Here is a 25,082-nt window from a genome sequence, read left to right on the forward strand (position 1 = left end):
AACCCAAAGCGCCCGATGCGCTAGTGAATATTGCCACGATAGCTATCAATTAGATAGCAAAAAACAAGGCCCTCTTCGGGGCCTTTGTGCTTTCTGCTGTCTGCTGTCTGCTGTCTGCCGATGGAAGGTGGTGCAAGGCAGAACGCCGAGCCACCCATCAACGCCCCGCAAGCAAGGTGCGCACGTTCTCGTCCGCAGGCACCGCGTAGTTGTGCGCCGCAATCACCTGGTTGCCCACCGGGTTCACCAGCTTGAGGCTGATGTACACCACCGAGGCCGATACCGCGTACGTGCCCACCACCACGGCCTGTGCGTTCTGCGCCCGGCTGACTTCCCGCACCTCGCGCGACAGCAACAGCTCGCCCTGTTCGCGGTGCAGCACCAGGTTGTCGCGCAGCTTCACCTCCGTCACGCGCAGGCCGCGCTGCACCATGCGCCCCGCGATCTGCTCCGAAAAGATGCGCCCCAGCCGCGACGACTCGTTGAGCCGGTCCACATTCACCAAGGTGGCCACCAACACCGGCTGGCTCGCATCCAACGGCACGCTGAGCAGCAAGGCATCTGTCGCCCGCTCGTTGACCTCAATCAGGTCGGTGCGCGACATGCCGCCCGCACTGCTGCCGTAGTAGTAGCTGTGGACCGGGTTGGTCGTGCAGCCCTGCAGCGCCAGGGCCGACACAGCGACCATGCCCAGGCACCACATGGACTTGAGCTTGCCGGGTTGTAAACGGCGCGTCATGGCGCAACCACCTGCCAAGTTTTTACGGGGGTGGGTGCAGGCGCAGGCACCGGGACCTGTGGCTGGTACAGCGCAGCATCTTCCCGCTCGATGTAATACAGGTCTGCAGAGCCCGCCAAGTACCGGTCACGGGTCTTGAGCGTGGTGGTGATCAGAACTTCCGTCCGCGTGGGTCCGCCCGCTGCAGCACCCTGCGTGTACAGATGGGCCATGTCCAATGCGAGACCGGCCCCGACCCCCAAGGCTGTCGCCACGCCTGGCAGCAAAGTGCGGTCCGAATAGTGCACCTTCCAGTCACGCCACACCCCCACGCCGGTCCCGATGAGGGTCCCTGCGATCGGGACAGGAAAGTTGGGCGGTACGCCAGCCTGGTGCTGAACCACCTGGGTCTCCACCTCCAGTTCCACCGCCGTGGGGACGGTGGAGAGGACCACGCCGCGGTTCAACAAATGCACTGTCAGCAGTTTGAGGAAACCCGCGTTGAAGCTGGATTTGTCTGCCACCATCACGTGAATGGGGTACTCGCCTGCAGGCCAGGACGCGATCTTCTCGGCAACGCGTGCAGCCACATCGCCAGCCAGCACATCCCAATGGTGCACGGCACGGGCCTTTTTCTGGCCGGTGGCGGGATAGTTGTCGGCACGCGGCACGTCCAGGGTGCCGCAGCCAGCCAGCAACGTTGCGGCCAGCAACGGCACAACGGTCGAAATGCGCAGGAAGGAGGATCGCATGGAGCCATGTTAGTGGCGCCAGCCATCCGTGATCGGCACAACAAAGCCGTCTTTCCCCACCTTAAGCCACGATTTCCGCGCTTGGTGACCGCACTACAAGCACTCACAATAGCCTAACACCCAACAATCCTCGGAAGAACATGCATACCACGAACACGACATACCGCCTCGCGGCCCTGCTGGCCTTAACCGCCGCGCTCGCTGGCTGCGGTGGTGGGGCAGACACGGCCGCACCACCGCCACCGCCACCACCACCTCCTCCTCCCACCGCGCCCATAGGTCTCGATTTCGTACAACCGGCTAACAACGTGCTTGAACCCAATGCGACCGAATCCCTCTCGGTAAACGTATTCGTCAATGGCAACCGGGCTCCAGATGGAACTGTGGCTACATTTAGCGTAAACCCCAGTGCAGCAGGAACGTTGGCACCTGTGGCACCGTCCGCCACAGCAGGCATAGCAAGTACTACGCTTACCGTAAGCAGCCTCCCTGCTACTGCCACATTTCAGGTAACAGCAACAGCGACCAGCAGTGCAAACACCGCGACCGATCGGCTGACCTATTACGTGCGCTCAAAACATGAGCCAATGCAGGTATTGGTTCCCGCATATTTCACAGCGGCAGGTACATCGTCGCCCTGGATCACACTCACGAGCGGGGCTGCAAGCTACCCAGAGGTCCCGATCGCTGTCGTCGCCAGCAGCTCGGGCGGCATTCTGACGTCGGCCAGCAAAGAGGATACTGATCTGACCAAAGCCATCAAGGCTTTCAAAGCCGCACCAGGTACCAACAATATGGTCCTTGGCTACGTAGCCACTGCTTCCACTACAGGGATTCGCTCCGTGGCCGACATCAAAACCACAGTGGATAGCTATGTTCGCCTGTACCCCGGTCAACTGGACGGGTTCTTTGTGGATAGCATGTCGACCGACAGTACACGCCTAGCCTACTTTCAGGAAATCTACAGCTACATTAAGGGATTAACCTCAGGCATGAGTGCCAAAGCGACTGCGCCCTCGAAGCCTCTTGTCATCGGAAATCCGGGTACGTACCCTGTCACTGCCTATGCAGCGGTCGCCGATACGCTGGTGACTTACGCAGGCAATGCAGCCGCCTACCAGAACGTGGACCCCCAACCGTCAAGCACCTGGGTCTATGCCAAGGCCAACACTGCACAGGCCATGCTGGTGCACTCGGCCAGCACCTGCACGGAAATGCAGGCGGCCGTGAAGAATGCGAACCGCCCACGCCTGAACACAGGCATGGTCTACGCCACCAACCTCGCCATCGGCGCTCCCTGGTCAGCCCTGCCCACCTATTGGCCACAGTTGCTGGGCACGGTGGACGCCCTCAACAAGCAGCGCACGTTGCCACTGTGCTGAAGGCCGGGGGCCCTGCCAAGCGCTGAACGCCTACATGCTTTTTCTAAAGGCTCCCCCACAATCGGCGCATGACGACTGAGCCCACCACCACGCACTCCCCGGAATCCCCCCATGGGGAGGGTCAAGCAACAGCTGCGCAGGTGAGGGACGCTGCTCTCCCTGAGGACTCCAACGCCCCTGCTGCTGCAGCCCCCTGCCCGGCAGTCGACCCAGCGCCCCACGCAGCGCCCCTCATGCTCCACATGCCCGTGGACGTGCGTAACCTCTCGCTCGCCTTGCTGGCACTGTTCGCCAGCGTGGCGCTGCTGCACTGGGCCAGTGCAGTGTTCATCCCGATCATGCTGAGCCTGCTGCTGACCATTGCGCTGCGGCCTGCCGTGGAGATGATGGCCAGGTGGCATGTGCCGCGGGCGCTGGGGGCGGGGGTGTTGCTGGTGGCCATCGTTGCCGGGCTGGCCAGCACGGCCTGGTCGCTCAGTGACGGGGCGGCGCAACTGGTGGACTCGGTACCCGTCGCCGCCAAAAAGGTGCGCGACAACCTCAAGGCGCGCGCGGGTGGCAGCAGCCCGCTGGACACCGTGCAGAAGGCGGCCACCCAGATCGAGCAGGCCGCCAACGAAAATAGCACCGCCACCACAGCGCCCCGCCGGGGCGTGCAGCGGGTGATCGTGGAGCGCCCACCTTTCAACATCCGCGACTACCTATGGAGCGGCACCATGGGCCTGATGTCGGCCCTGGGGCAGCTGATGGTGGTGGTGTTTCTGACCTACTTTGCCCTCGCCTCGGGCAACCTGTTTCGTGACAAGCTGCTGCGCATTGCGGGCACCAGCCTGGAGCGGCGCAAGGTCACCATCCATGTGCTGCAGGACATCACGCAGCAGATACAGCGTTATCTGCTGCTGCAGGTGTTCACCAGCGTACTTGTCGGCCTGGCCACTGGCGCGGCCTATTGGGCACTGGGTCTGGAAAACGCGGCCGTGTGGGGCGTGGTGGCCGCGGTGCTCAACCTCGCGCCGTACATCGGCTCGGCCCTGGTCACAGGGGCCTCGGCCCTGGTGGCGTTCTTGCAGTTCGGCACGCTCGACATGGCCATGGCCATTGGCGGTGCCTCGCTGGTCATCCACACGCTGATCGGCAACCTGCTTACTCCGTGGCTGACCAGCCGCACCAGCAGCATGAGCCCCGTGGCCGTGTTCATCAGCGTGCTGGCCTGGGGCTGGCTGTGGGGCCTGTGGGGCCTGCTGCTGGGCATCCCGGTGATGATGGCCGTGAAGGCCGTGTGCGACCGGGTGGAAGACCTGAAGGCCGTGGGCGAATTGCTGGGCGACTGAGCCCCCAAGCAACGCGGCAGCTGCCACGCATGCCGTCTCTGGCGGCTCGCGCGGCGAGTGTCTTTGCGCCTGCTGCAAGAGCAGTCTCTGGCTTTGCCCCAGAGATGCAGCGCCAAACATTGCTGAATATCAGGGCGCATCAAAGCCCTCCCACCGTTCTTGGTGATTGTTTCCAATACTGGAACAGTTAGTTCGCGACTGCGTGGTTTTTCCCTGAACAACGTCGGCGTACAGTTCATCCCATCGATGAGCCGAACCCGCAAGGCGACTCACCGAACCCGGTTCAGGAATGGTTTTTGACCCGGCTTTTTTGAGACGCTTTTTAACTTTCAAGGATTTTCATCATGAACAAGACCGCCCGTTTCCTCTCCGTCGCTGCTGTTGCCGCTTTCGCCGCTTTTGGCGCCCATGCGGACGAAGCCGATGGCTCGCAATTCGCCCTGAAGTTCGACACGAACCGCACCCGCGCTGAAGTGGCTGCCGAAGCCGCTACCGTGGCGCAAACACGCAGCATCGAGCCTGCTGGCTCGCGTGTGGTGACTTACAAGTCCACCGCCGACCGTGCTGCCGTACGTGCCCAGGCTGCTGAAGCTGTGCGCACCGGCCAGATCCCTTCGGGCGAATTCAGCGCGATGTAATCGCATGACCGATTGACGCAGTTGCGGGACTTCCCATGGTGGTGGCACTTCGCGCGGTGCGGGTGCTGCTGCCATGGGAGGTGTTTTAGACACACGCTCTCGCACTGGCCAAACAAACGGGGCTCCCATGGGGAGCCCTTTTTGTTATGGGATCGCGCCGCGCAGGCAGCAGGTCCAGAGGCGAAGACTGGACTGCTTTGCGGTTCGATCAGCCCGTATTGCGCAGCCCCGCCGCAATCCCGTTGATGGAGATGTGAATCCCGGTCTGCACCCGCTCGTCGCCCTGCCCTGCACGCCAGCGGCGCACCAGCTCGACCTGCAAGTGGTGCAGCGGATCGATGTAGGGGAAACGGTGCTTGATGGACCGCGCCAGCGCCGCGTTGTGCGTCAGGCGCTGCTTGTCGCCCGTGATGCGGGTGAGCGCGTCGGCCGTGCGGTGCCACTCGGCCTCAATGCTGGTGAACACCTTTTTGCGCAAGCGGGCGTCGGTGACGAGTTCGCTGTAGCGCGAGGCCAGGGCCAGGTCGCTCTTGGCCAGCACCATGTCCATGTTGGACAGCAGGGTGCGGAAGAACGGCCACTGGCGGTACATCTTTTGCAGCAGGGCGAGCTGGGTCTTGGGGTCTCTGCCCTCGGTGTTCACAAAGGCGTCTACCGCCGAGCCAAAGCCGTACCAGCCGGGCAGCGTGAGGCGGCACTGGCCCCAGCTGAAGCCCCAGGGGATGGCGCGCAGGTCTTCGATCTTCTGGCTGGCCTTGCGGCTGGCGGGGCGGGAGCCGATGTTGAGTTCGGCAATCTCGCGGATGGGGGTGGAGTTGAAGAAGTAGTCGGTAAAACCGGGCGTCTCGTACACCAGCGCGCGGTAGCTGCCCATGCTGGCCAGCGAGAGCTGGGCGGCGGCGTCCAGAAACGCCTTGGTGGCGGGCTTGGTGGGCTGCAGCAGCGTGGCTTCGAGCGTGGCGGCCACCAGGGTTTCGAGGTTGCGGCGGCCGATCTCGGGGTTGGCGTATTTGGAGGCGATGACCTCGCCCTGCTCGGTCAGGCGGATCTGGCCGCGCACGGTGCCGGGCGGTTGCGCCAGGATGGCCTGGTAGCTGGGGCCGCCGCCCCGGCCCACGGTGCCGCCCCGGCCGTGGAACATGCGCAGCTGAATGCCGTGGCTGGTGGCGAGTTCGTCGAAGAGTTCGACCAGAGCGATCTCGGCGCGGTACAGCTCCCAGTTGCTGGTGAAGATGCCGCCGTCTTTGTTGCTGTCGCTGTAGCCGAGCATGATGTCCTGCTCGCCACCGCTGCGCTGCACCAGGGCAGCCACGCCGGGCAGTGCGTAGAACTCGCGCATGATGGGCGCGGCATTGCGCAGGTCTTCGATCGTTTCGAACAGCGGCACCACGATGAGGTGGTTCTTGGACTCAGTGTCCAAGGTGCCATTCATCAGGCCCACTTCCTTTTGCAGCAGCAGCACTTCCAGCAGGTCGCTCACGGTTTCGGTGTGGCTGATGATGTAGTGGCGGATGGCTTCGTGGCCGAAGCGCTCGCGCATGACGCGGGCGGTTTCGAAGATGGCCAGCTCGCCCTTTGCATGGGCAGAGTATTCGGCACCCACCACGCGCAGGGGGCGCGCGTCGTTCAGCAGCTTGATCAACAGGGCGCGCTTGGCGGCTTCTTGCAGGCTGGCGTAGTTGGGTTCGATGCGCGCCTTGGCCAGCAGCTCGGCCACCACTTCTTCGTGTTTGTCGGAGCTCTGGCGCAAGTCCACCGTGGCCAGGTGAAAGCCAAACACCTGCACGGCGCGGATCAGCGGGTGCAGGCGCTCTGCGGCCAGCGCTTCGCCGTGGTGGGACTTCAGTGACGCTTCGATCACGCGCAGGTCGGCCAGGAACTCTTCGGCGCTGGCGTAGGCGTTTTGTGGCGCTACAGCATGGCGCGCGGCTTCGCCACCGGTCAGGTCTTTCAGCGATGCTGCCAGGCGCGCATAGATGCCAGTGAGCGCGCGGCGATAGGGCTCGTCCACGCGGTGCTCGTTGGTGTCGGGCGAGCGCTGGGCCAGGGCCTCCATCTCGGCCGACACCTGCACCAGGCGGGCCGACAGCGACAGCTCGCCGCCCAGGTAGTGCACCTCGGTCAGGTAGTGGCGCAGGGCCACTTCGGCCTGGCGGCTCAGGGCGTATTGCAGGGTTTGCGCCGTCACATTGGGGTTGCCGTCGCGGTCCCCACCAATCCACTGGCCCATGCGCAAGAAGCTGTGCACCGGGTACTGGCCCAGCTCGTTTTCCAGGTCCGCGTAGATCTTGGGGATCTCGCGCAGAAAGGTGGCTTCGTAATACGACAGCGCGTTTTCGATTTCGTCGGCCACGGTGAGCTTGCTGTAGCGCAGCAGGCGCGTCTGCCACAGCTGGGCCACGCGGGCACGCAGCAGGGCTTCGTTGGCGGCCAGCTCGCGCGGGGTGAGCGCATCCTTGGCACTGTTGTAGAGCTGGGCGCGCACCTGGATGTCGTCGCGCGTGGCGAGCAACTGGGCGATGTCGCGCTCGGCGTCCAGAATGCTCTTGCGCTGCACTTCGGTAGGGTGGGCGGTCAGCACGGGCGCCACATAGCTACCGGCCAGCGTTTGCGAAATGGTCTTGGGCGCGATGCCGGCCCAGCGCAGGCGCGAGAGGGCGACCTCGATGCTGCCCTCCTGCGTATCGCCCGCACGCTCATGCACGGCGCGGCGGCGGATATGGTGGCGGTCTTCGGCCAGGTTGGCCAGGTGGCTGAAGTAGGTGAAGGCGCGGATCACGCTCACCGTCTGGTCGCCCGACAGGGACTTGAGCAGCTTCTTGAGCGCGCGGTCGGCCTCCTGGTCGGCGTCGCGGCGGAAGGCCACAGAGAGCTTGCGCACCTGCTCGACCAGCTCGTAGGCCTCCACCCCCTCCTGTTCACGGATCACGTCTCCCAGAATGCGGCCCAGCAGGCGGATGTCGTCAATCAGGGGCTGGTCCTTGTCGGATCGTTTCATGCGGGAGTCTCCGGGATGGGTGGGATGGCCTGGCGCGTGGAGCCCGCATGGCCGCAGGCCGCACCAGCCCCAGTGCGGGCGCATGCTAGCATCCTGCGCCGCTGAATAATTACAAACAGGTTACGAACTTGAGCCCCTCGCCAACGCATCCCATCGTCATCGCCACGCGCGAAAGTCGCCTTGCACTGTGGCAGGCCGAGCATGTCAAAGCGCTGCTCGAAGCCCGGGGCCACAGCGTGCAATTGCTGGGCATGACCACCAAGGGCGACCAGATTCTGGACAAGTCCCTCAGCAAGGTGGGTGGCAAGGGCCTGTTTGTGAAAGAGCTGGAAGTGGCACTGGAAGAAGGGCGTGCCCACATTGCCGTCCATTCGCTCAAGGACGTGCCCATGGAGCTGCCCGAGGGCTTTGCCCTGGCCTGCGTGATGGAGCGTGAAGACCCGCGCGATGCCTTTGTCTCCCCCCGCTATGAGAACCTGGACGCGCTGCCGCAGGGTGCCGTGGTGGGCACATCGAGCCTGCGCCGCCAGGTGCTGCTGCAGGCCCTGCGGCCCGACCTGAAGATCCAGCCCTTGCGCGGCAACCTCGACACCCGCCTTCGCAAGCTGGATGAAGGCCAGTACGACGCGATCGTGCTGGCCGCCGCGGGCCTGAAGCGCCTGGGGCTGGAAGCCCGGATCCGCACCACCTTCGAACCCAATGCGATGCTGCCCGCTGCAGGCCAGGGCGCGCTGGGCATCGAGGTGCGCAGCGACCGGCAAGACCTGATTGACGCGCTGGCGCCGCTGGCGCACCAGACCACCTGGCTGACCGTGGCCGCCGAACGCGCTGTGAGCCGCGCCATGGGCGGCAGCTGCTCGATGCCCCTGGCAGCGCACGGCACCTTCACCCAGGGCGTGCTGCAGCTGGACGCCGCCTGGGGCGACCCCGAGGACAAAGCCCCGCTGGTGCGCGCCCAGGCCTCCGCCCCGGTCACCACGCTGGCGCAGGCAGAAGCCCTGGGCGACGCGATTGCGCAGCGCCTGCGTGCTGGGGGTGCGCGCGGCATCACCCCGGCCTGAGATGGGCACCTCAGCGCCCCGGGTGATCGTCACACGCCCTGCCCGCGAAGCGACGCACTGGGTGGCGCAACTGGGCGCACACGGTATACAGGCTGTGGCGCTGCCCCTGATTGCGATTGGCCCCTGCACGGACACCGCCATGCAGCAGGCGCTGGACACGGCCCGCGCCGATATCGGCACCTACCGCGCCCTGATGTTCGTCAGCGGCAATGCCGTGGTGCACTTCTTTGAGCCAAAACGCCCTGTAGCGCTAGATATTCAAGCCTTGGCAGCTACAAAAACAAGAGTATGGGCACCCGGTCCGGGCACAGCCCGCGCGCTGGAGCAGGCGGGCGTACCGCGCAGCGCCATCGACGGGCCTGCGCCCGACGCGCCCCAGTTCGACTCGGAGGCACTGTGGCAGCAGGTGGCCCCCCAGGTGCAGCCCGGCGACCGCGTGCTGATCGTGCGCGGCCGCTCCGCCACGCCCGAGGGCGCACACGAATCACCCCAGGGCAACGGCCGCGAGTGGCTGGCCCAGCAGATCGAGGCGCGGGGTGGCCAGGTGGAGTTTGTGGTGGCCTACCAACGCGGCGCCCCCCACTTCACGGCACAAGAGGTGGCGCTGGCGCAACAGGCGGCGCGCGATGGCTCCGTCTGGCTGCTGAGCAGCTCCGAGGCGGTGGCCCACCTGGCCGAGGCCCTGCCGGGCCAGCACTGGGGCGCTGCCCATGCGCTGGCCACCCACCCGCGCATCGCCGAAGCGGCTCGCGCAGCGGGCTTTGGCACCGTGCGGGAATGCCGTCCGGCGCTGGAAGACGTGGTGGCCTCGATAGAATCGGCCGCATGAGTTCTGCGCCCCCTGACGATCTGCCCTCCACGCCCCCTCCAGCCCCTGTGGCTGCCGCCGTGGGCGCGCCGGCAGTGAGCCCGGCCCCCTCGGCCGCTACCCCCGCCGCCACCGGCCGGAGCGGCGCCATGACCTTGCTGCTGGGCACCGTGGCGGTGGCTGCACTGGTCAGCAGCGGCCTGCTGTGGCAAAAGCTCAGCGCCATCCAGGAACAACTGGCCCGGCAGTCCGCCGACTCGGGCGCCCTGGCCATCGAGGCCCGTACCATGGCCCGCCAAGCCGAAGAACTGGTGCGCGACACGGCCGCACGCCTGTCGGTGGCCGAGGCCCGCGTGAGCGAAGTCGCCCTGCAGCGCAGCCAGCTCGAAGAACTCATGCAAAGCCTGTCGCGCTCGCGCGATGAAAACCTGGTGGTGGACATTGAGTCGGCCATCCGTCTGGCGCAACAGCAGGCCCAGCTGACCGGCAGCCTGGAGCCCCTGGTGGCTGCCCTCAAAAGCGCCAACCAGCGCATCGAGCGCTCTGCCCAACCCCGCCTGGCCCCTGTGCAACGCGCCATCGGCCGCGACCTGGACCGCCTGATCCGCGCCACCGTGACCGACACCGCCGGCCTGCTGGCCCGCCTGGACGAGCTGGTGCGCCAGGTGGACGATTTGCCCGTGCTCAATGCCGTGGCCCAGGCTGCCTCGACCAAGCGCCTGTCCACCGGCCCCGCAATGCCCGGCAGCGCCCCCGCACCCACTGAGGGCCTGGCGTGGTGGCAGGCGGCCCTGCAGCGCAGCTGGGAGGTGGTGCGCGACGAGGCCCGCAGCCTGGTGCGCGTGAGCCGCATCGACCAGCCCGAGGCCATCTTGCTGGCCCCCGAGCAGACCTTCTTCCTGCGCGAAAACCTCAAGTTCAAGCTGCTCAACGCGCGCCTGGGCATCCTGGCCCGGCAGTTCGAGTCCGCCCGTTCGGACCTGGCGGCGGCCACCGCAGCCCTCAACAAATATTTCGACCCCGCATCGCGCCGCACGCAGAACGTGGCTTCGACCCTGCAGCAGGCCCAGGCCAGCATGAAGGCGGCCGAACTGCCGCGCCTGGACGAAACCCTGGCGGCCCTGGCCACTGCCGCTGCCGGACGTTGACACCATGCGCGCAGCACTTTGGCTTCTGGGCTTGTTCGGGGTGGCGGTGGCGGCCGCGCTGTTTGCAGGCAACAACCAGGGGACGGTCACCCTGTACTGGCCGCCCTACCGCATCGATCTGTCGCTCAACATGGTGGTGTTGCTGCTGGTCGGCGGCTTTGTCACCGTGTACGCGGCGCTGCGGGCCCTGGCGGCACTGCTGGAACTTCCGCACCAGGCACGCCGCTGGCGCGTGCAACAAAAAGAGCGCGCCATGCATGGCGCGCTGCTCGACGCGCTGACCCACATGCTGGGCGGTCGGTTCATCCGATCGCGCAAGGCCGCTGTGGCGGCGCTGTCGCAAGAACACGCCCTGGAGGCCAGCGGCGAGGCCGTGCCCCACGGCAAGCAGCTGCGCGCGCTGGCCCACATGATTGCGGCAGAAGCGTCCCACGCGCTGCAAGACCGCGCCACGCGCGAAAGCCACTTGCAGGACGCACTGCAGGAAGCCCCCATGCGCGGCTCCGTCAACGAGCAGGAAATGCACGAAGGCGCCCAGATGCGCGCCGCCCGCTGGTCGCTGGACGACCGCGATGCCCCTGCAGCGCTCGACCGCCTGGCTGCCCTGCCCCAGGGCGCAGCCCGCCGCACCCTGGCCCTGCGCATCAAGCTCAAGGCCACCCGCCTGGCACGCCAGACCCAAGAGGCGCTGGACACCGCACGCCTGCTGGGCAAACACCGCGCGTTCTCGCCCAATGCGGCGCAGAGCATCGTGCGCGGCCTGGCCACCGAACTCATCAACAGCGCGCACGACACGGCCCAGCTGCAGCAGATCTGGCTGTCGCTGGAAACCAGCGAGCGCAACATGCCCGAACTGGCCATCCACGCTGCCCAGCGGCTGGCAGCCCTGGGCGGTGATGCCACGCAGGTGCGGGCCTGGCTGCTGCCCGTGTGGGACCGCATGGTCGAGCTGCCCGATGCCCTGGCCGAGCAACACGCCCTCAAGCTGGTGCGCGCACTGGAGGCGGGGCTGGACGCGCTTGATGCCCCCTGGCTGGCCCGCATCGAGTCGGCCCAGCAGGCCAATCCGCGCGACGCGCGCCTGCAGTACCTGGCGGGCATGGCTTGCCTCAAGCGCCAGCTGTGGGGCAAGGCCCAGCAGTTGCTGACACAGGCAACGCAGCAGCTCAGCGATCCTCAGTTGCGTGCCAGCGCCTGGCGCCACCTGGCCGCGCTGGCCGAGCAACGCGGCGACGACACCACCGCTGCCAGCGCCTGGAAGCAGGCTGCGCTGGCCCGATAAGCCGACAAGCCCCTTACCGAGGCATTACCTAGGCATTACCCAGGCAGGCACCGCAGGGGCGCTGTAGCGCCTTCCGCACCTGCACAGTGGTCTTCACCGCTGTGCTTTTTCAACCGCCGCCCCTTGCATTCATCGGCCGTGCGCGTGCACCAGCGCGTGCGCTGCAGGCTCCACCCCGGTGCAGGGCCAACGTGCTCCATCGCTGCGCTACAAAATTTGCACAGCATTGGGGAACTTTGAGCGCTCAAGGCCTATCGGTTCAATAAATTTGAACTAAAGCGTCAATCTGCCTGAAGCAGATTGTCGCCAGCGCTTCCTACACTGCCCCATCGCCGCACTGTGGCGGTACCCCACGGGATGGCCTTCGCAGCCCGCGCCCCCTCTCTTTTTCACACGCCCTTTTTTGATTCGCTGATGACAGCCACTGCCACCACGACCCTCAACACCCCCCGCCGCTACACGCGCACGGCCATGCTGTTGCACTGGGTGCTGGGCCTGGCGCTGATCGCGCTGTTTGGCGTCGGCGTCTACATGGCCGACCTGCCTTTTTCGCCCCAGCGGCTCAAGCTCTACAACTGGCACAAATGGGCCGGCGTGACGATCCTGGTGCTGTCAGCCCTGCGCCTGCTGTGGCGCGTCACGCACCGCCCCCCGGCGCTGCCCAAGGCGGTTGAGAAGACCATGCCCGGCTGGCAGAAGCTGGCGCACCACGGCACCCACCATCTGCTGTACGTGCTGTTCTTTGCAGTGCCCTTGATTGGCTGGGCCTACAGCTCGGCAGCGGGGTTCCCCATCGTGTTCCTGGGCCTGTGGCAGCTACCCGACTTTGTGCCGGTGAGCAAGGACCTGGCCGAGGCTATCAAGCCCTGGCACCAGTACACCGCGTTTGCACTGGCTGCACTGGCCGTGCTGCACATCGCCGCCGCGCTCAAGCACCATCTGGTGGACCGGGACGGCCTGCTGCACCGCATGCTGCCGGGGAAATAACCCGCTTCCGCCCTTCATGCGCCGCCGCCCCGCCAGGCGGGCGCCTTGCCAGCCCAAAGGCCACGCACCCATCCGCGCCCCGGCCGCCGCTTTCACCTTTTGAGATTTGAACGGAGTTTCTGCATGCAACTGTCCACTACCCTGTCCCGCATCGTGATCGGCGCTGCGCTCGCCGCTGGCGCGCAGGCCGCCCTGGCCCAGCAGCAACTGGTGCCCGCACAAAGCGAGGTGCAGTTCACCGCCCGCCAGATGGGTGTGCCGCTCGAAGGCCAGTTCAAGAAGTTCAGCGCACAGGTCGCGTTTGACCCCGCCAAGCTGGCCACCAGCAAGATCGCCTTCACGGTGGACACCGGCAGCGCCACGCTGGGCTCGCGCGAGACCGATGCGGAGCTGCCCAAGCCCGCATGGTTCAACGTGCCCAAGTTCCCGCAAGCCCAGTTCGTGTCGTCCAGCATCAAGGCCCTGGGCGGCGGCAAGTTTGAAGTGGCAGGCGCGCTCACCATCAAGGGCAACAGCCAGAACGTGGTGGTGCCCGTAACGCTGACCCAGAACGGCACCACCACCACCGCCACAGGCGCGCTGCCCATCAAGCGGCTGGCCTTCAAGATCGGCGAAAACGAGTGGGCCGACACCTCCATGGTGGCCGACGACGTACAGGTCAAATTCAAGCTCGCGCTGACCGGCATCGGCAAGCTCTGAGCGCTGCGCCCTTCTGCATTTGGCCGCTGCTGCCAGCGGCCTCCCCTTTCCCTTTGTCCTTTCCTTTTTGACCCATCAGGAGTTTCCATGCGCAAGTCCCTCTTCGCCCTGGCCGCCGCTGCCACCCTGTTCGCCGGTGCTGCCCAAGCCCAATCGGCCAACTACGCCATCGACCCGACGCACACCTTCGCCTCGTTCGAAATCAGCCACTTTGGCGCTGCCGTGAACCGTGGCCGCTTCGACAAGAAGGAAGGCACTGTCCAGTTCGACAAGGCCGGCAAGTCGGGCAAGGCAGAGATCACGTTCGACGTGACCTCAGTGAACACGGGCACCCCTGCGTTTGACAAGCACCTGCAAAGCGCCGACCTGTTCGACGCGGCCAAGCACCCCACGATGAAGTTTGTCTCCAGCAAGTTCGTCTTCAACGGTGACAAGGTCGCCAGCGTGGAAGGCCAGCTCACGCTGCTGGGCAAGACCGGCCCCCTGACCCTGAAGGCCAACCAGTTCAACTGCTACGACAGCCCCATGCTCAAGCGCGAAGTGTGCGGCGGCGACTTTGAAGCCACCATCGACCGCACCCAGTGGGGCATGAACTACGGCGTGGAATGGGGCTTCCCCAAGAACGTGCGCCTGGTGGTGCAGATCGAAGCCGTGAAGCAGTAAACAACACGCAGCAACACAGCCGCCGCCCCACGGCGGCATGGCGCTGCACAGCCGCCCCTGCCATGGCGCAGCGGGCGGCTTTTTTATGCGCGCTCAGACATCGCCGAGCGATCCGTCCAGATCCCAGCCGGTAGGACGCCAGGCCCACACCCTGTCAGGGCGCACGGCCTGCAGGAACGCCAAGTCGTGTGACACCACAATCACCGCGCCAGTAAAGGCCAACAACGCGGACTGCAACGCCTGCGTGGCCTCCACATCCAGATGGTTGGTGGGCTCGTCGAGCAGCAGCATCTGCGCGGGCTCGCCCGACCACAGCGCGCAGGCCAGCGCAGCCTTCATGCGCTCACCGCCACTGAGCGCGCAGGCGGGACGCAGCACCCGGTCGGCCCCCAGCCCCAGCTGCGCCAGATGCGTGCGCAACACGGCCTCGGGCAGCGGCGTGTGGAGCGATTGCAGGTGGTGCAGCACCCCGTGCTGCGAAGACCGCAGCGCCGCATGGTGCTGGTCGAGCCAGGCCGCACGCACGGGGCGACGAACGCGGCCAGCCGCCGGTTCATCGGGCGAAGCGATCAACCGCAGCAGGCTGCTTTTGCCGCAACCGTTGGGCCCTGTGACGGCAATGCGCAGGGGGCCGCTCCAGGTGCCGTCCAGCCGTGGCTGGCCCGGTGGCGCGTGGGGCACCTGCACGTCCTCGAACGCGAGCACCAGCTTGCCCGCTGGCACCCTGCTCTGTGGCAACACCAGCGTGGGCAAGTCCTGCGGCGGCACGCGGGCGGCCGCTTCGCGTACCGCGTCGTTTAACCGCTGGCGCTCCTGTTGCTGGCGTTCATGTTCGCGGCCCGCATGGGCTTGGGCATTGTTCTTCTTTCGGTCCAGCAGCACAGACGCCTGGTTGGCAGTGCGCCCCTCCTCGCGCCCCCGGGCCGCGCGGCGCGACTGGGCGTCGTGCTCACGCTGCAGCGACCGCAAACCCCGGCTGCGCTCGGTGCGGGCGTGCTCCAGTGCAGCGCGGGCCGCTGCGGCTTCGGCCGCGCGCTGGTCCTGGTACAGGGCCCAGTTTCCGCCGTAGCGATGCAGCCCCGCGGGTGACAGCGCCAGGATGCTGCCCACGCCGGCCAGCAGTTCCCGGTCGTGGCTGGCCACCAATGCGCCGCCGCCCCACTGAGCAAGGGCGTCCAGGAGCCATCGCCGGGCCGGGCGATCGAGATGATTGGTGGGCTCGTCCAGCAGCAGCAAGTCGGCGCCGGACAAAAAGGCCCCGGCCAGCGCCACGCGCATGCGCTCGCCGCCACTGAGCTGGTGCGCCGCATGCCCTGGCGACAAGCCCGCCAGGCCCAGGGCCGACAACGCCCGCGCCCAGCGCACCGGCAAGTCCCAACGGCCTTCGGCAAGCACCAGGTCGTCCGCAGTGCCTTGCCCCGTATCCAGCCGCGCCATTGCCTGCAACACCGGTCCCAGGCCTGCGAGATCGGCCACGGTCGAGCCGGGGTCTGCCGGGACATCCTGCGCCACGGCAAAGATTGCGTCGCAACGCCAAACGCTCCCGCCATGGGGTTGGCAGAGCCCCATCGCCAACCGCAGAAAAACACTTTTGCCGCTGCCATTGGCGCCCACCACACCGGTCAGGCCAGGGCCCACGGCCACGTTCAGCGGGCGGTCCCACAGCGCCTGCCCATCTGGCAGATGCCAGCGGACATCCTGAAACCTCAGATGCAGCAGCCCCGTCGGGGAGCCTGCCGCATCGGGATGCGCAGGTACCACGGACGAAGAAGAAAACGATGGAAAAGGAAAAGAATCGGCAACACGGCGGTTGCCAGGGGCCCCAGCCCCTCGCTTGGATGTCGGCATAGCCTGCGCTCCGTACAAGACATACAACCCCCCGCCCGGTGCGGGCGATCAGGGGGAACTGCTTGGAAGGGGCTTACAGGCGCATGGGAGTCGGGCCTCCGCGACGGCGGAAATAACCAAAGGGACGCGCAGTGTAATCCACCGGCGGACAGACGAAAATTAACTTAACGTAAATCAATTACGAATAGTAGAATTGCGTTCACCGATTTGAGGAGACTCTGCATGAACGCCGTTCTGAACCCGACCGACCTGGCCAGCCTGCCGGCACCCGCCCCCATCCAGCAGTTGCACCACTACGCCTACAAGGCCCGCGACGCCGAGGAAACGCGCCAGTTCTATGAAGACATCCTGGGCCTGCCGCTGTACCACATCATCCAGAGCGACTATGTGCCCAGCACCGGCGAGTACTGCCCCTACACCCATTTCTTCTTTCGCCTACAGGACGGCTCGTTCATCGCCTTTTTCGACCTGGGCGACGACGTGAAGGCCGAGCCCTCGCCCAACACCCCCCTGTGGGTCAACCACATTGCGTTCCGCGTGAACACCGTGCAGGAGCTGGAGAACACCAAGCGCCGCCTGGAAGCGCACGGCGTGGAAGTGCTGGGCGTGACGGACCACCACATCTTCAAGAGCATCTATTTCTTCGACCCCAACGGCATCCGCCTGGAGCTGTCGGCCCAACTGGCCAACGACGAGCAAATGGAAAAAGACAGCACTGTGGCCCACGCCCGCCTGCGCGAGTGGACGGCGCGCAAGGAGCAATGGCGCAAGGAACGCGCCGAAGGCAAGGTGGATGCGCCGCTCAAGCCCCAGCAGAACGACCGGCCGGAGTTTGTGCGCAAGTAAGCCAACCTGCCCCCAGACCTCCACGGTCCACGGGGCTGGCTGCGCTGGAGGGGGTGCGCAGCCCCGTCAAACGGCCCTCCCACCGCTTTGCGATGGAATTTTGGGCCTTAGAACCTTTTCAAGATCTTTTCGGGGTCGCACAAGTACCTTGCCGGGATGGGATGCAAGGCGCGGGGCGCAGTGGATAGCCCGGCTATCCGCGAGCGCCGCAACGCCGCAGACCGCCCGGCAAGGCACTTGCCCGCAGGGTTGGCGTGAAATCGGGCGATTGGACGCCCCGGCTGCTTGCATGGGCACGTGCCCATGCGGCGCATCCGAAGCATCCACTCATCCCGATTGCACTCCGATGCGATTCCCTAAAAGATCTTGAACAGGTTCTTATAGCGCTGAAGCGCTACATCCCATTGCCCGAGCAGCTATACAAAAGATAGCAACTATCCCGCTGCCTGTTGCTGCGCCCGCATGATCTGGTGGCGCTGCCAGTAGTGGCTGACCACGGCGTTGAACTGGTCCTTGTCCTTCTTGAGGCCGGGCAGCTTGATCTTGCTGGTCTTGGCGCCCAGGCCCAGGGCGTTCTTCTCGGGGTGGGTCACGATCAGCGCGTTGCCAAAGCTGCTTTCCTTGAATTCCAGCCCCTTGATGGCGTCCCAGAACACTGTGGTCTCATCGGCCGAGGTGCGGATGCCGTCGATGCTCACCTCCACCGTCGCGTCGCCCTTGAGGGCAAACACCACGGGCGGAAAGTACTGCAACAGCAGGGCCCGCTCCTGCTCGTTGGCGGGCTCGTAGCGGTAGGCCAGGCTGCGCTCGTGGTCTTGCGCAAACTGCTGCTCGTAAGCGCTCCACAGCCGCTGCTCAATCGCGTCGGCGGTCAATATCTCCTGCACCCAGGTGGTGGCGGGCGCACGCACGGCAATCGCGCCGTAGTCGCGCTCTTTCAGGGCCATGCCCACGTTGCGCAGGCGCTCGGGCATTGCGGGGTGCGAGTCGAAGGGGTGCGGCACATTGGCCGTCTTCATCGCATCCACAAAGTCGGGCGATGCTGCGTACGGCGCCAGGCCCTGGGCCACAAAACTGGCAATGCCCAGCGTGCTGTTGTCGTGCCGCTCGTTGCGGCCGAACAGTTCGTCCTCGATGCGGTAGCGGTACTGGGCGTAGGCGGCAATCTTGACCAGCGACTGTGCAATCGCCGCCGGGCTCACCAGCTTGGCCGCCAGGCGGTCGGCCTTGAACTCGCGCTCGCGGCTGTCACTGGCCAGGGCGATTTCGAAGATGGTGCGGTACAGGTCCAGCAGCGGCGACGCCATGGCCGACAGCCCGCCCGTGCGGATGGCGTGGCGGTAGTGGTCAAACTGCACCAGCTTGGGCCCCAGCTGCGCGCTGCGACGCGTGTCGCCCCCGCGCAGGTGGGCCAGCTCATGGCCCAGCACGGCGTCGGCCTCGGTCTGGTCCAGGATGCGCAGCAGCGGCAGGCTCACAAACAGCGTGCGGCCCGTGAGGGTTTGCTGGCCCACGGTGATCGGGGCCTCGGTCACAAAGAAGTTGGCATCGATGCCAGCCACGATATGCCGGGGTGGCTCGGTCTTCAGGCGTTGCGCCAGGTGGCGAATGCGCTGCCACAGCAGCGGCGCATCGGCCTCGGCCACCAGCTCGCCCACCACCTGGTTGCTGGACTGCACGCGCTTGAAGATGCCCGCCACGGCCACCAGCACCCCGGCCCCCACGGCAAAGCCTACAAACAGCACCAGCTTGGGCGAGTACTTGTGGAAGAAAAACGCAGTGACCCAGAACGACAGCCACACCGCCATCGTCCCTTGCACCACCAGCGCCGTGGCGCTGGCCCAGGACGTCAGGCGCCAGCCCGCCACAAAGCTCGCGTACTGCAGCTTGCGGTCGGCAAACGCCAGCGCCCCCAGCCCCAGCACCGCCAGCAGCAGCGCCGCGCTGGCCACCAGCGTCCACAGCGACAGCTTGCGCGCCATGTGGAACTGCCAGACATCCGAGAAGGTGTCGCACAGCGCCTCGCGGTATTCGCGGGCGTCGGGGTCTGCATTGCTGCAGATGGTGGACGGCGGGTTGCTGCGGTAATAGTCCTTGCGCGCCTGCTTCTCGTCGGCGGGCAGGCCCTTTTCGGCATCGATGCGCTGGCTGATGCCGGCCACAAAACGGGCGTCCTGGTCGGTCTGGGCATGGCGGGTGAACACGTAGGTCACCGCAGGCACCAGGAACAGCGCAAGCAGCGCATAGGCAAAGACCTTGACCAGGCCCAGGCGCCAGGCAGATTGAAACGTCATAGGTTCGGATGGTTGTGACGGCCCGGCTCCGTGGCGCCAGAGGGCTGAACGCCCCCGCAAGCCACTGCACCAGTCCTTGTTGTAGATCGTGATCCGTAGAACCTGCTCAAGGTCTTTTCGGGGTCGCACAAGTACCTTGCCGGGATGGGATGCAAGGCGCGGGGCGCAGCCAATAGCTCGGCTATTGGCAAGCGCCGGAACGCCGCAGACCGCCCGGCAAGGCACTTGCCCGAAGGGTTGGAGTGAAATCGGGCGATTGGACGCCCCGGCTGCTTGCATGGGCATGAGCCCATGCGGCGCACCCGAAGCATCCACTCATCCCGATTGCACTCCAATGCGATCCCCGAAAAGACCTTGAGCAGGTTCTTAGAGCCTTGTTCGCGTTGCCGCGCCCTCCTCGCTCTATCGGCCGGGATTATCAGGACCCATTCACCCGCGCACCCAGCCACAAGGTAACCATTGGAAAGAATCGGCCGACAAACGGTGCGCCGCCCCCGAACGGGCGAAGGCCCTGCGGGGCCAGCGCCGGGGTGGCGGTCCCTTAAAATGTGCGGTTCACCCTCTTGTTCGTCGGAGCGCTCCCTGCGGCTGCTCCGCCCCACGGCCCCCACTGCCACACCCCACTGCCAGACCCATGAGCACGCCCCAACCACAACCCGGCCTCGAAAGCCTGTCCAAGTCGTTTGAACCCGCTGCACTGGAAGCCCACTGGGGCCCCGAATGGGAAAAGCGCGGGTATGGCACCGCAGGCCACCGTGGCACAGGCCAGCCCCAGGCGGGCGAGCCCGCCTTCTCCATCCAGCTGCCGCCCCCCAACGTGACGGGCACGCTGCACATGGGCCATGCGTTCAACCAGACGATCATGGACAGCCTGACGCGCTACCACCGCATGAAGGGCTTCAACACCGTCTGGGTGCCGGGCACCGACCACGCAGGCATCGCCACGCAGATCGTGGTGGAGCGCCAGCTGCAGGAACAAGGCATCAGCCGCTACGACATGGGCCCCACCCCGCCCGAGGCGCGCAAGAACTTTGTGAGCAAGGTGTGGGAGTGGAAGGAAAAGTCCGGCAACACCATCACCACGCAGATGCGCCGCATGGGCGACAGCGTGGACTGGAGCCGCGAATACTTCACCATGGACGACAAGCTCAGCGCCGTGGTGACCGACACCTTCGTGAAGCTGTACGAACAGGGCCTGATCTACCGCGGCAAGCGCCTGGTGAACTGGGACCCGAAGCTGCAGTCCGCCGTGTCCGACCTGGAAGTCGAGAGCGAAGAGAAAGACGGCTCGCTCTGGCACATCGCCTACCCGCTGGCCGATGGCTCGGGCAGCCTGACGGTGGCCACCACCCGCCCCGAGACCATGCTGGGTGACGTGGCACTGATGGTGCACCCCGAGGACGCGCGCTACACGCACCTCATCGGCAAGATGGTCAACCTGCCTCTGTGCGACCGCCAGATCCCGGTGATCGCCGACGAGTACGTGGACAAGGAGTTCGGCACGGGCGTGGTCAAGGTCACCCCCGCGCACGACCAGAACGACTACGCCGTGGGCCAGCGCCACAAGCTGCCCATGATCGTGGTGCTGACGCTGCAAGCCACCATCAACGAGAACGCCCCCGCCAAGTACCAGGGCATGGACCGCTTCGTGGCCCGCAAGGCCGTGGTGGCCGACCTGGAAGCCATCGGCGCTCTGGTCGAGGTGAAGAAGCACAAGCTCATGGTGCCGATCTGCACCCGCACCGGCCAGGTGATCGAGCCCATGCTGACCGACCAGTGGTTCGTGGCCATGAGCAAGGTGTCCGAGCAGGACCCCACCGGCAAGAGCATTGCGCAAAAGGCCATTGATGCCGTAGCCAGCGGTGATGTGAAGTTCGTGCCCGAAAACTGGGTGAACACCTACAACCAGTGGATGAACAACATCCAGGACTGGTGCATCAGCCGACAGCTGTGGTGGGGCCACCAGATCCCGGCCTGGTACGACGAAGACGGCAACGTGATCGTGGCGCGCAACGAAGCCGAGGCGCAGGCCAAGGCCCCGGGCAAAAAGCTGCGCCGCGACGAGGACGTGCTGGACACCTGGTACTCGTCCGCTCTCGTGCCCTTCAGCACCATGGGCTGGCCGAACCAAGGCACCGCCGAAACCGACGACTTCAACCTGTACCTGCCCAGCACCGTGCTGGTCACGGGCTACGACATCATCTTCTTCTGGGTCGCCCGGATGATCATGATGACCACGCACTTCACGGGCCGCGTGCCGTTCAAGCACGTGTACATCCACGGCCTGGTGCGCGACGCGCAGGGCAAGAAGATGAGCAAGTCCGAGGGCAACGTGCTCGACCCCGTGGACCTGATCGACGGCATTGCGCTGGAACCGCTGCTTGACAAGCGAACCACCGGCCTGCGCAAGCCCGAGACCGCGCCCACCGTGCGCAAGAACACGCAAAAGGAATTCCCCGAAGGCATTCCGGCCTATGGCGCCGATGCGCTGCGCTTTACCTTTGCCGCGCTGGCATCGCTGGGCCGCAGCATCAACTTCGACAGCAAGCGCTGCGAGGGCTACCGCAACTTCTGCAACAAGCTCTGGAACGCCAGCCGCTTCGTGCTAATGAACTGCGAAGGCCAGGACTGCGGCCTGAAAGAGCACACCAAGGAAGAATGCCAGCCCGGCGGCAGCGCCCACGGCTACATGGAGTTCAGCCAGGCCGACCGCTGGATCACCTCGCTGCTGCAAAAGACCGAGGCCGAAGTCGCCAAGGGCTTTGAAGAGTACCGCCTCGACAACGTGGCCAACACGATCTATGACTTTGTCTGGAATGAGTACTGCGACTGGTACCTGGAAATCGCCAAGGTGCAGATCCAGAACGGCACCGAAGCGCAGCAGCGCGCCACGCGCCGCACGCTGATCCGCACGCTCGAAGCCATCCTGCGCCTGGCCCACCCCATCATCCCGTTCATCACCGAAGCCCTGTGGCAGGTGGTGGCACCCGTGGCGGGCATCCCTGGCGAGTCGGTCAGCATCGCGCGCTATCCCGAAGCCCAACCGGCCAAGATCGACGAAGCTGCGATTGCCCACATGGGCCGCGTGAAGGGTCTCGTGGACGCGTGCCGCGCGCTGCGCGGCGAGATGAACGTGTCTCCCTCCACCCGCCTGCCCCTGTACGTGGTGGGCGACACCGAGTTCATGCGTGGCGTGGGCCCGGTGCTGCAGGCGCTGGCCAAGCTCAGCGAGGTCAAGGTGTTTGACGACGAGGCCGCCTGGGCCGCCGCCGCCCAGGCTGCACCCGTGGCCGTGGTGGGCGACGCCCGCATATGCCTGTACATGGAGATCGACGTGGCGGCCGAGAAGGCCCGCCTGTCCAAGGAAATCGCCCGCATCGACGGCGAGATCACCAAGGCGAACAACAAGCTGTCCAACGAAGCCTTTGTGGCCAAGGCGCCTGCGGCGGTGATCGAGCAGGAGAAAAAGCGCATTGCCGACTTCGGCGCCACGCTGGGCAGATTGCGCGATCAGCTGACACGGCTGGGCTAAAACCCGGGCCATACTGCGCCATGGCGGCCCGCACTGTGCGGGCCGATTGCCTTGTTTTCATGTTCTGCCGGTGTGCGTGCGGCTGCCTTGCAGCCCACACACCGCCCCATCCGTCCAGAGGAGCCCCATGACTGTTGCCACTACCGTTCGCAAAGCCGTTTTCCCCGTTGCCGGACTGGGCACACGCTTTCTGCCCGCCACCAAGGCCAGCCCCAAAGAGATGCTGCCCGTGGTGGACAAGCCGCTGATCCAGTACGCCGTCGAAGAGGCCTACGCCGCTGGCATCCGCCACATGATTTTTGTGACGGGCCGCAGCAAGCGCGCCATTGAAGACCACTTCGACACCGCCTACGAACTGGAGGCCGAGCTGGAAGCGGCCGGCAAGAAGGAGTTGCTGGAGCTGGTGCGCTCCATCCAGCCCAGCGACATGGACTGCGCCTTTGTGCGCCAGCCCCGCTCGCTGGGCCTGGGCCACGCCGTGCTGTGCGCCGAGCCGCTGGTGGGCAAGGAGCCGTTTGCCGTGCTGCTGGCCGACGATTTGATGGTCGGCCCCCAGGGTGGGCAGCCGGTGCTGGCGCAGATGGCAACCGCCTTCCGCCAGCAAGGCCGCTCGGTGATCGCCGTGCAAGAGGTGCCCGAGGACCAGGTGCACAAGTACGGCATCGTGGCGGGCGAGCCCGCCGGCGGCCCGCTGATCCGCATCCAGCGCATTGTCGAAAAGCCCAAGGCCGCCGAGGCCCCCTCGCGCATGGGCGTGGCGGGCCGCTACATCCTCACGCCCGGCGTGTTTGACGAGATACGCAACCAGCCACGCGGCGTGGGAGGCGAGATCCAGCTCACCGACGGCATCGCCCGCCTGATGCACAGCGAGGCGGTGTATGCGTTTCAGTACGAAGGCAAGCGCTACGACTGCGGCAGCAAGGAAGGATTTCTGGAAGCGACAGTGGAACTGGCCCTGCAACACCCGCAGGTGGGGGCGCACTTCCGGGGCTACCTGAAGAACCTGGCGCTGTAAACCCGGCCGTCCAAGCTCTCGATTGAGATCAAAATTGATAGCTGCCAGCGCTGATGCAACAAGCGCTAGCAGCTATTTTTGGGCTCTTCTAGCGAATGCTAGTGACGCCTTGACTCCCCATGGCCGCCTCCAGCACCAGCGCGGGCTGCAGCCCCGTGGGGCCTGATCGGTCCAGCATCCTGAACCAGCCCAGATACGAATCAAGATATTTCGTTGCAACGCCCTTGAAGTGCTGCATCGACCCGCGCAGCCTGCTGACATAGGCATTGACGTTTTGAACATGCCAGGGGCCTCTCACACGCCTACCCCGGCTCACGTTCACCGCCTGGTGCTGCACGCCCAGGGCCCGCGCAGCGCTGGCCAGTGTGACGCTGCCGTCGGTGCATAGGATGGTGTCTGGTGGCAGCAAGGGTTTGAGTGCAGTTTGCACACTCACCGCTTGGTTCGTCTGCAGGATGAGGTTGGCCGTTGCTCCGGCCCGGTCTCGCGCCATCAGCACCGGGGGGTATTCCGAGCCCTTGCAGCCAGCCAGCGCCTTACCGCCGCGTCGGCGAGGACGACGCAGCAAGCCTCTGTGCCCCTTGCAGGAGGCCAGGAAGTAAGACTCATCGGCCTCGGCGATGCCCACAAGCTGGCGTGCCTGCACGCTCTTGGGGCAGGCCAGGAAGCGGTGGCGCCAGCGAAAGGCGGTGCTTTGCGCCACACCCAGGCGCAAGGCCACCTGGTTGAGTGAGAGTCCTTCGCTCAAGACCTGCGCCTGGCCCATCCACTTATCCCGCAGATGCAGGCGTGCCAGCGGTGTTCCAGTCAAGGCGTTGAAGGTGCGCGCGCATTGGCGGCACTTGAAGCGTTGCAGCCCATTGGCCGAGCCATTCTTGACAAGCTGCGGGCTGCCGCAGTGCGGACAGGTTCGGTGGGCGCTGCCATGTGCTTCTACAACGGCGATGGCGTGACTGTGATCGAGCAGCGCCTGCAGGCAGCTTGCCAGTTGCTGGCGCTGGTGGTGCGTCAGCTGGGGCAGGCTGTGGATCAAGCGCGTCATCTGTTGCTGTCGCATGGCCTTCTCCTGGGGCAGACGCA

General features: G+C 65.7%; 19 protein-coding genes. 13 read left to right on the plus strand and 6 right to left on the minus strand.

Going from position 1 to position 25,082, the window contains the following annotated elements:
* Nucleotides 1-157 precede the first annotated feature (157 nt).
* Together ACODSU_RS16345 and ACODSU_RS16350 are read right to left on the minus strand one after the other, a co-directional pair.
* Entirely contained in the window at nucleotides 158-739 is a 582-nt protein-coding gene (locus ACODSU_RS16345) for a FlgO family outer membrane protein (RefSeq protein ID WP_488843209.1), read from the minus strand.
* Nucleotides 736-1,470, minus strand: coding sequence for a hypothetical protein (locus tag ACODSU_RS16350; RefSeq protein ID WP_488843211.1), 735 nt, complete (start codon nucleotides 1,468-1,470; stop codon nucleotides 736-738). The genes ACODSU_RS16345 and ACODSU_RS16350 overlap by 4 nt, the downstream gene beginning before the upstream one ends.
* Before the next feature lie 140 nt (nucleotides 1,471-1,610).
* On the opposite strand from ACODSU_RS16350, the gene ACODSU_RS16355 reads away from it, so the two are divergent.
* The 3 genes from ACODSU_RS16355 (at nucleotide 1,611) to ACODSU_RS16365 (ending at nucleotide 4,821) form a co-directional block, all read left to right on the plus strand.
* Nucleotides 1,611-2,852 (plus strand): spherulation-specific family 4 protein, encoded by a 1,242-nt coding sequence (locus tag ACODSU_RS16355; protein WP_488843213.1) that lies wholly within the window; start codon nucleotides 1,611-1,613, stop codon nucleotides 2,850-2,852.
* A gap of 233 nt (nucleotides 2,853-3,085) precedes the next feature.
* A complete protein-coding gene (locus tag ACODSU_RS16360; RefSeq protein WP_015015325.1) occupies nucleotides 3,086-4,183 on the plus strand; it encodes an AI-2E family transporter in 1,098 nt (365 codons plus the stop codon).
* Between the two features lie 344 nt (nucleotides 4,184-4,527).
* On the plus strand, nucleotides 4,528-4,821 hold the full coding sequence (locus ACODSU_RS16365) for a DUF4148 domain-containing protein (RefSeq protein ID WP_108498094.1): 294 nt from the start codon (nucleotides 4,528-4,530) through the stop codon (nucleotides 4,819-4,821).
* Nucleotides 4,822-5,029: 208 nt separating this feature from the next.
* On the opposite strand, the gene ppc is transcribed toward ACODSU_RS16365, so the two are convergent.
* Nucleotides 5,030-7,819: a phosphoenolpyruvate carboxylase gene (gene ppc, locus ACODSU_RS16370; protein ID WP_488843215.1), complete on the minus strand. Its 2,790-nt coding sequence runs from the start codon at nucleotides 7,817-7,819 to the stop codon at nucleotides 5,030-5,032.
* A gap of 128 nt (nucleotides 7,820-7,947) precedes the next feature.
* Here ppc and hemC point away from each other — a divergent pair, with 128 nt between their 5' ends.
* The 7 genes from hemC to ACODSU_RS16405 all read left to right on the plus strand — a co-directional run bounded on the left by hemC (nucleotide 7,948) and on the right by ACODSU_RS16405 (nucleotide 14,467).
* Nucleotides 7,948-8,880, plus strand: coding sequence for a hydroxymethylbilane synthase (gene hemC, locus ACODSU_RS16375; RefSeq protein WP_488843217.1), 933 nt, complete (start codon nucleotides 7,948-7,950; stop codon nucleotides 8,878-8,880).
* Nucleotide 8,881: 1 nt separating this feature from the next.
* The gene (locus ACODSU_RS16380; protein ID WP_488843219.1) at nucleotides 8,882-9,709 is read left to right on the plus strand and encodes a uroporphyrinogen-III synthase; all 828 of its coding nucleotides are present in this window, start codon (nucleotides 8,882-8,884) and stop codon (nucleotides 9,707-9,709) included.
* Nucleotides 9,706-10,836, plus strand: a complete 1,131-nt coding sequence (locus ACODSU_RS16385) for a uroporphyrinogen-III C-methyltransferase (protein WP_488843221.1) — start codon at nucleotides 9,706-9,708, stop codon at nucleotides 10,834-10,836. Before ACODSU_RS16380 ends, ACODSU_RS16385 begins: the two co-directional genes overlap by 4 nt.
* Nucleotides 10,837-10,840: 4 nt before the next feature.
* On the plus strand, nucleotides 10,841-12,118 hold the full coding sequence (locus tag ACODSU_RS16390) for a heme biosynthesis protein HemY (RefSeq protein ID WP_488843223.1): 1,278 nt from the start codon (nucleotides 10,841-10,843) through the stop codon (nucleotides 12,116-12,118).
* A 414-nt stretch (nucleotides 12,119-12,532) separates the two neighbouring features.
* The gene (locus tag ACODSU_RS16395; RefSeq protein ID WP_488843225.1) at nucleotides 12,533-13,105 is read left to right on the plus strand and encodes a cytochrome b; all 573 of its coding nucleotides are present in this window, start codon (nucleotides 12,533-12,535) and stop codon (nucleotides 13,103-13,105) included.
* Between the two features lie 123 nt (nucleotides 13,106-13,228).
* Nucleotides 13,229-13,804 (plus strand): YceI family protein, encoded by a 576-nt coding sequence (locus ACODSU_RS16400; RefSeq protein WP_015015333.1) that lies wholly within the window; start codon nucleotides 13,229-13,231, stop codon nucleotides 13,802-13,804.
* Between the two features lie 87 nt (nucleotides 13,805-13,891).
* Complete coding sequence (locus ACODSU_RS16405; RefSeq protein ID WP_422847462.1) at nucleotides 13,892-14,467, plus strand: YceI family protein; 576 nt, start codon at nucleotides 13,892-13,894, stop codon at nucleotides 14,465-14,467.
* Between the two features lie 93 nt (nucleotides 14,468-14,560).
* On the opposite strand, the gene ACODSU_RS16410 is transcribed toward ACODSU_RS16405, so the two are convergent.
* Nucleotides 14,561-16,228: an ABC-F family ATP-binding cassette domain-containing protein gene (locus ACODSU_RS16410; RefSeq protein ID WP_488843228.1), complete on the minus strand. Its 1,668-nt coding sequence runs from the start codon at nucleotides 16,226-16,228 to the stop codon at nucleotides 14,561-14,563.
* A gap of 309 nt (nucleotides 16,229-16,537) precedes the next feature.
* On the opposite strand from ACODSU_RS16410, the gene ACODSU_RS16415 reads away from it, so the two are divergent.
* On the plus strand, nucleotides 16,538-17,161 hold the full coding sequence (locus ACODSU_RS16415; RefSeq protein WP_060985565.1) for a VOC family protein: 624 nt from the start codon (nucleotides 16,538-16,540) through the stop codon (nucleotides 17,159-17,161).
* A gap of 434 nt (nucleotides 17,162-17,595) precedes the next feature.
* On the opposite strand, the gene ACODSU_RS16420 is transcribed toward ACODSU_RS16415, so the two are convergent.
* Nucleotides 17,596-19,455 (minus strand): M48 family metallopeptidase, encoded by a 1,860-nt coding sequence (locus ACODSU_RS16420; protein ID WP_488843230.1) that lies wholly within the window; start codon nucleotides 19,453-19,455, stop codon nucleotides 17,596-17,598.
* A 634-nt stretch (nucleotides 19,456-20,089) separates the two neighbouring features.
* Here ACODSU_RS16420 and ACODSU_RS16425 point away from each other — a divergent pair.
* Nucleotides 20,090-22,987, plus strand: coding sequence for a valine--tRNA ligase (locus ACODSU_RS16425; RefSeq protein ID WP_488843232.1), 2,898 nt, complete (start codon nucleotides 20,090-20,092; stop codon nucleotides 22,985-22,987).
* Between the two features lie 127 nt (nucleotides 22,988-23,114).
* Nucleotides 23,115-24,002 carry a UTP--glucose-1-phosphate uridylyltransferase GalU gene (gene galU, locus ACODSU_RS16430; RefSeq protein ID WP_309822619.1) on the plus strand — a complete coding sequence of 296 codons (888 nt, stop codon included), beginning with the start codon at nucleotides 23,115-23,117 and terminating at the stop codon, nucleotides 24,000-24,002.
* An 88-nt stretch (nucleotides 24,003-24,090) separates the two neighbouring features.
* Here the strand turns inward: galU and ACODSU_RS16435 are convergent, their stop codons facing one another.
* The gene (locus ACODSU_RS16435) at nucleotides 24,091-25,059 is read right to left on the minus strand and encodes an IS1595 family transposase (RefSeq protein WP_488843234.1); all 969 of its coding nucleotides are present in this window, start codon (nucleotides 25,057-25,059) and stop codon (nucleotides 24,091-24,093) included.
* Nucleotides 25,060-25,082 lie beyond the last annotated feature (23 nt).

The organism is Acidovorax sp. FG48 (assembly GCF_057809085.1).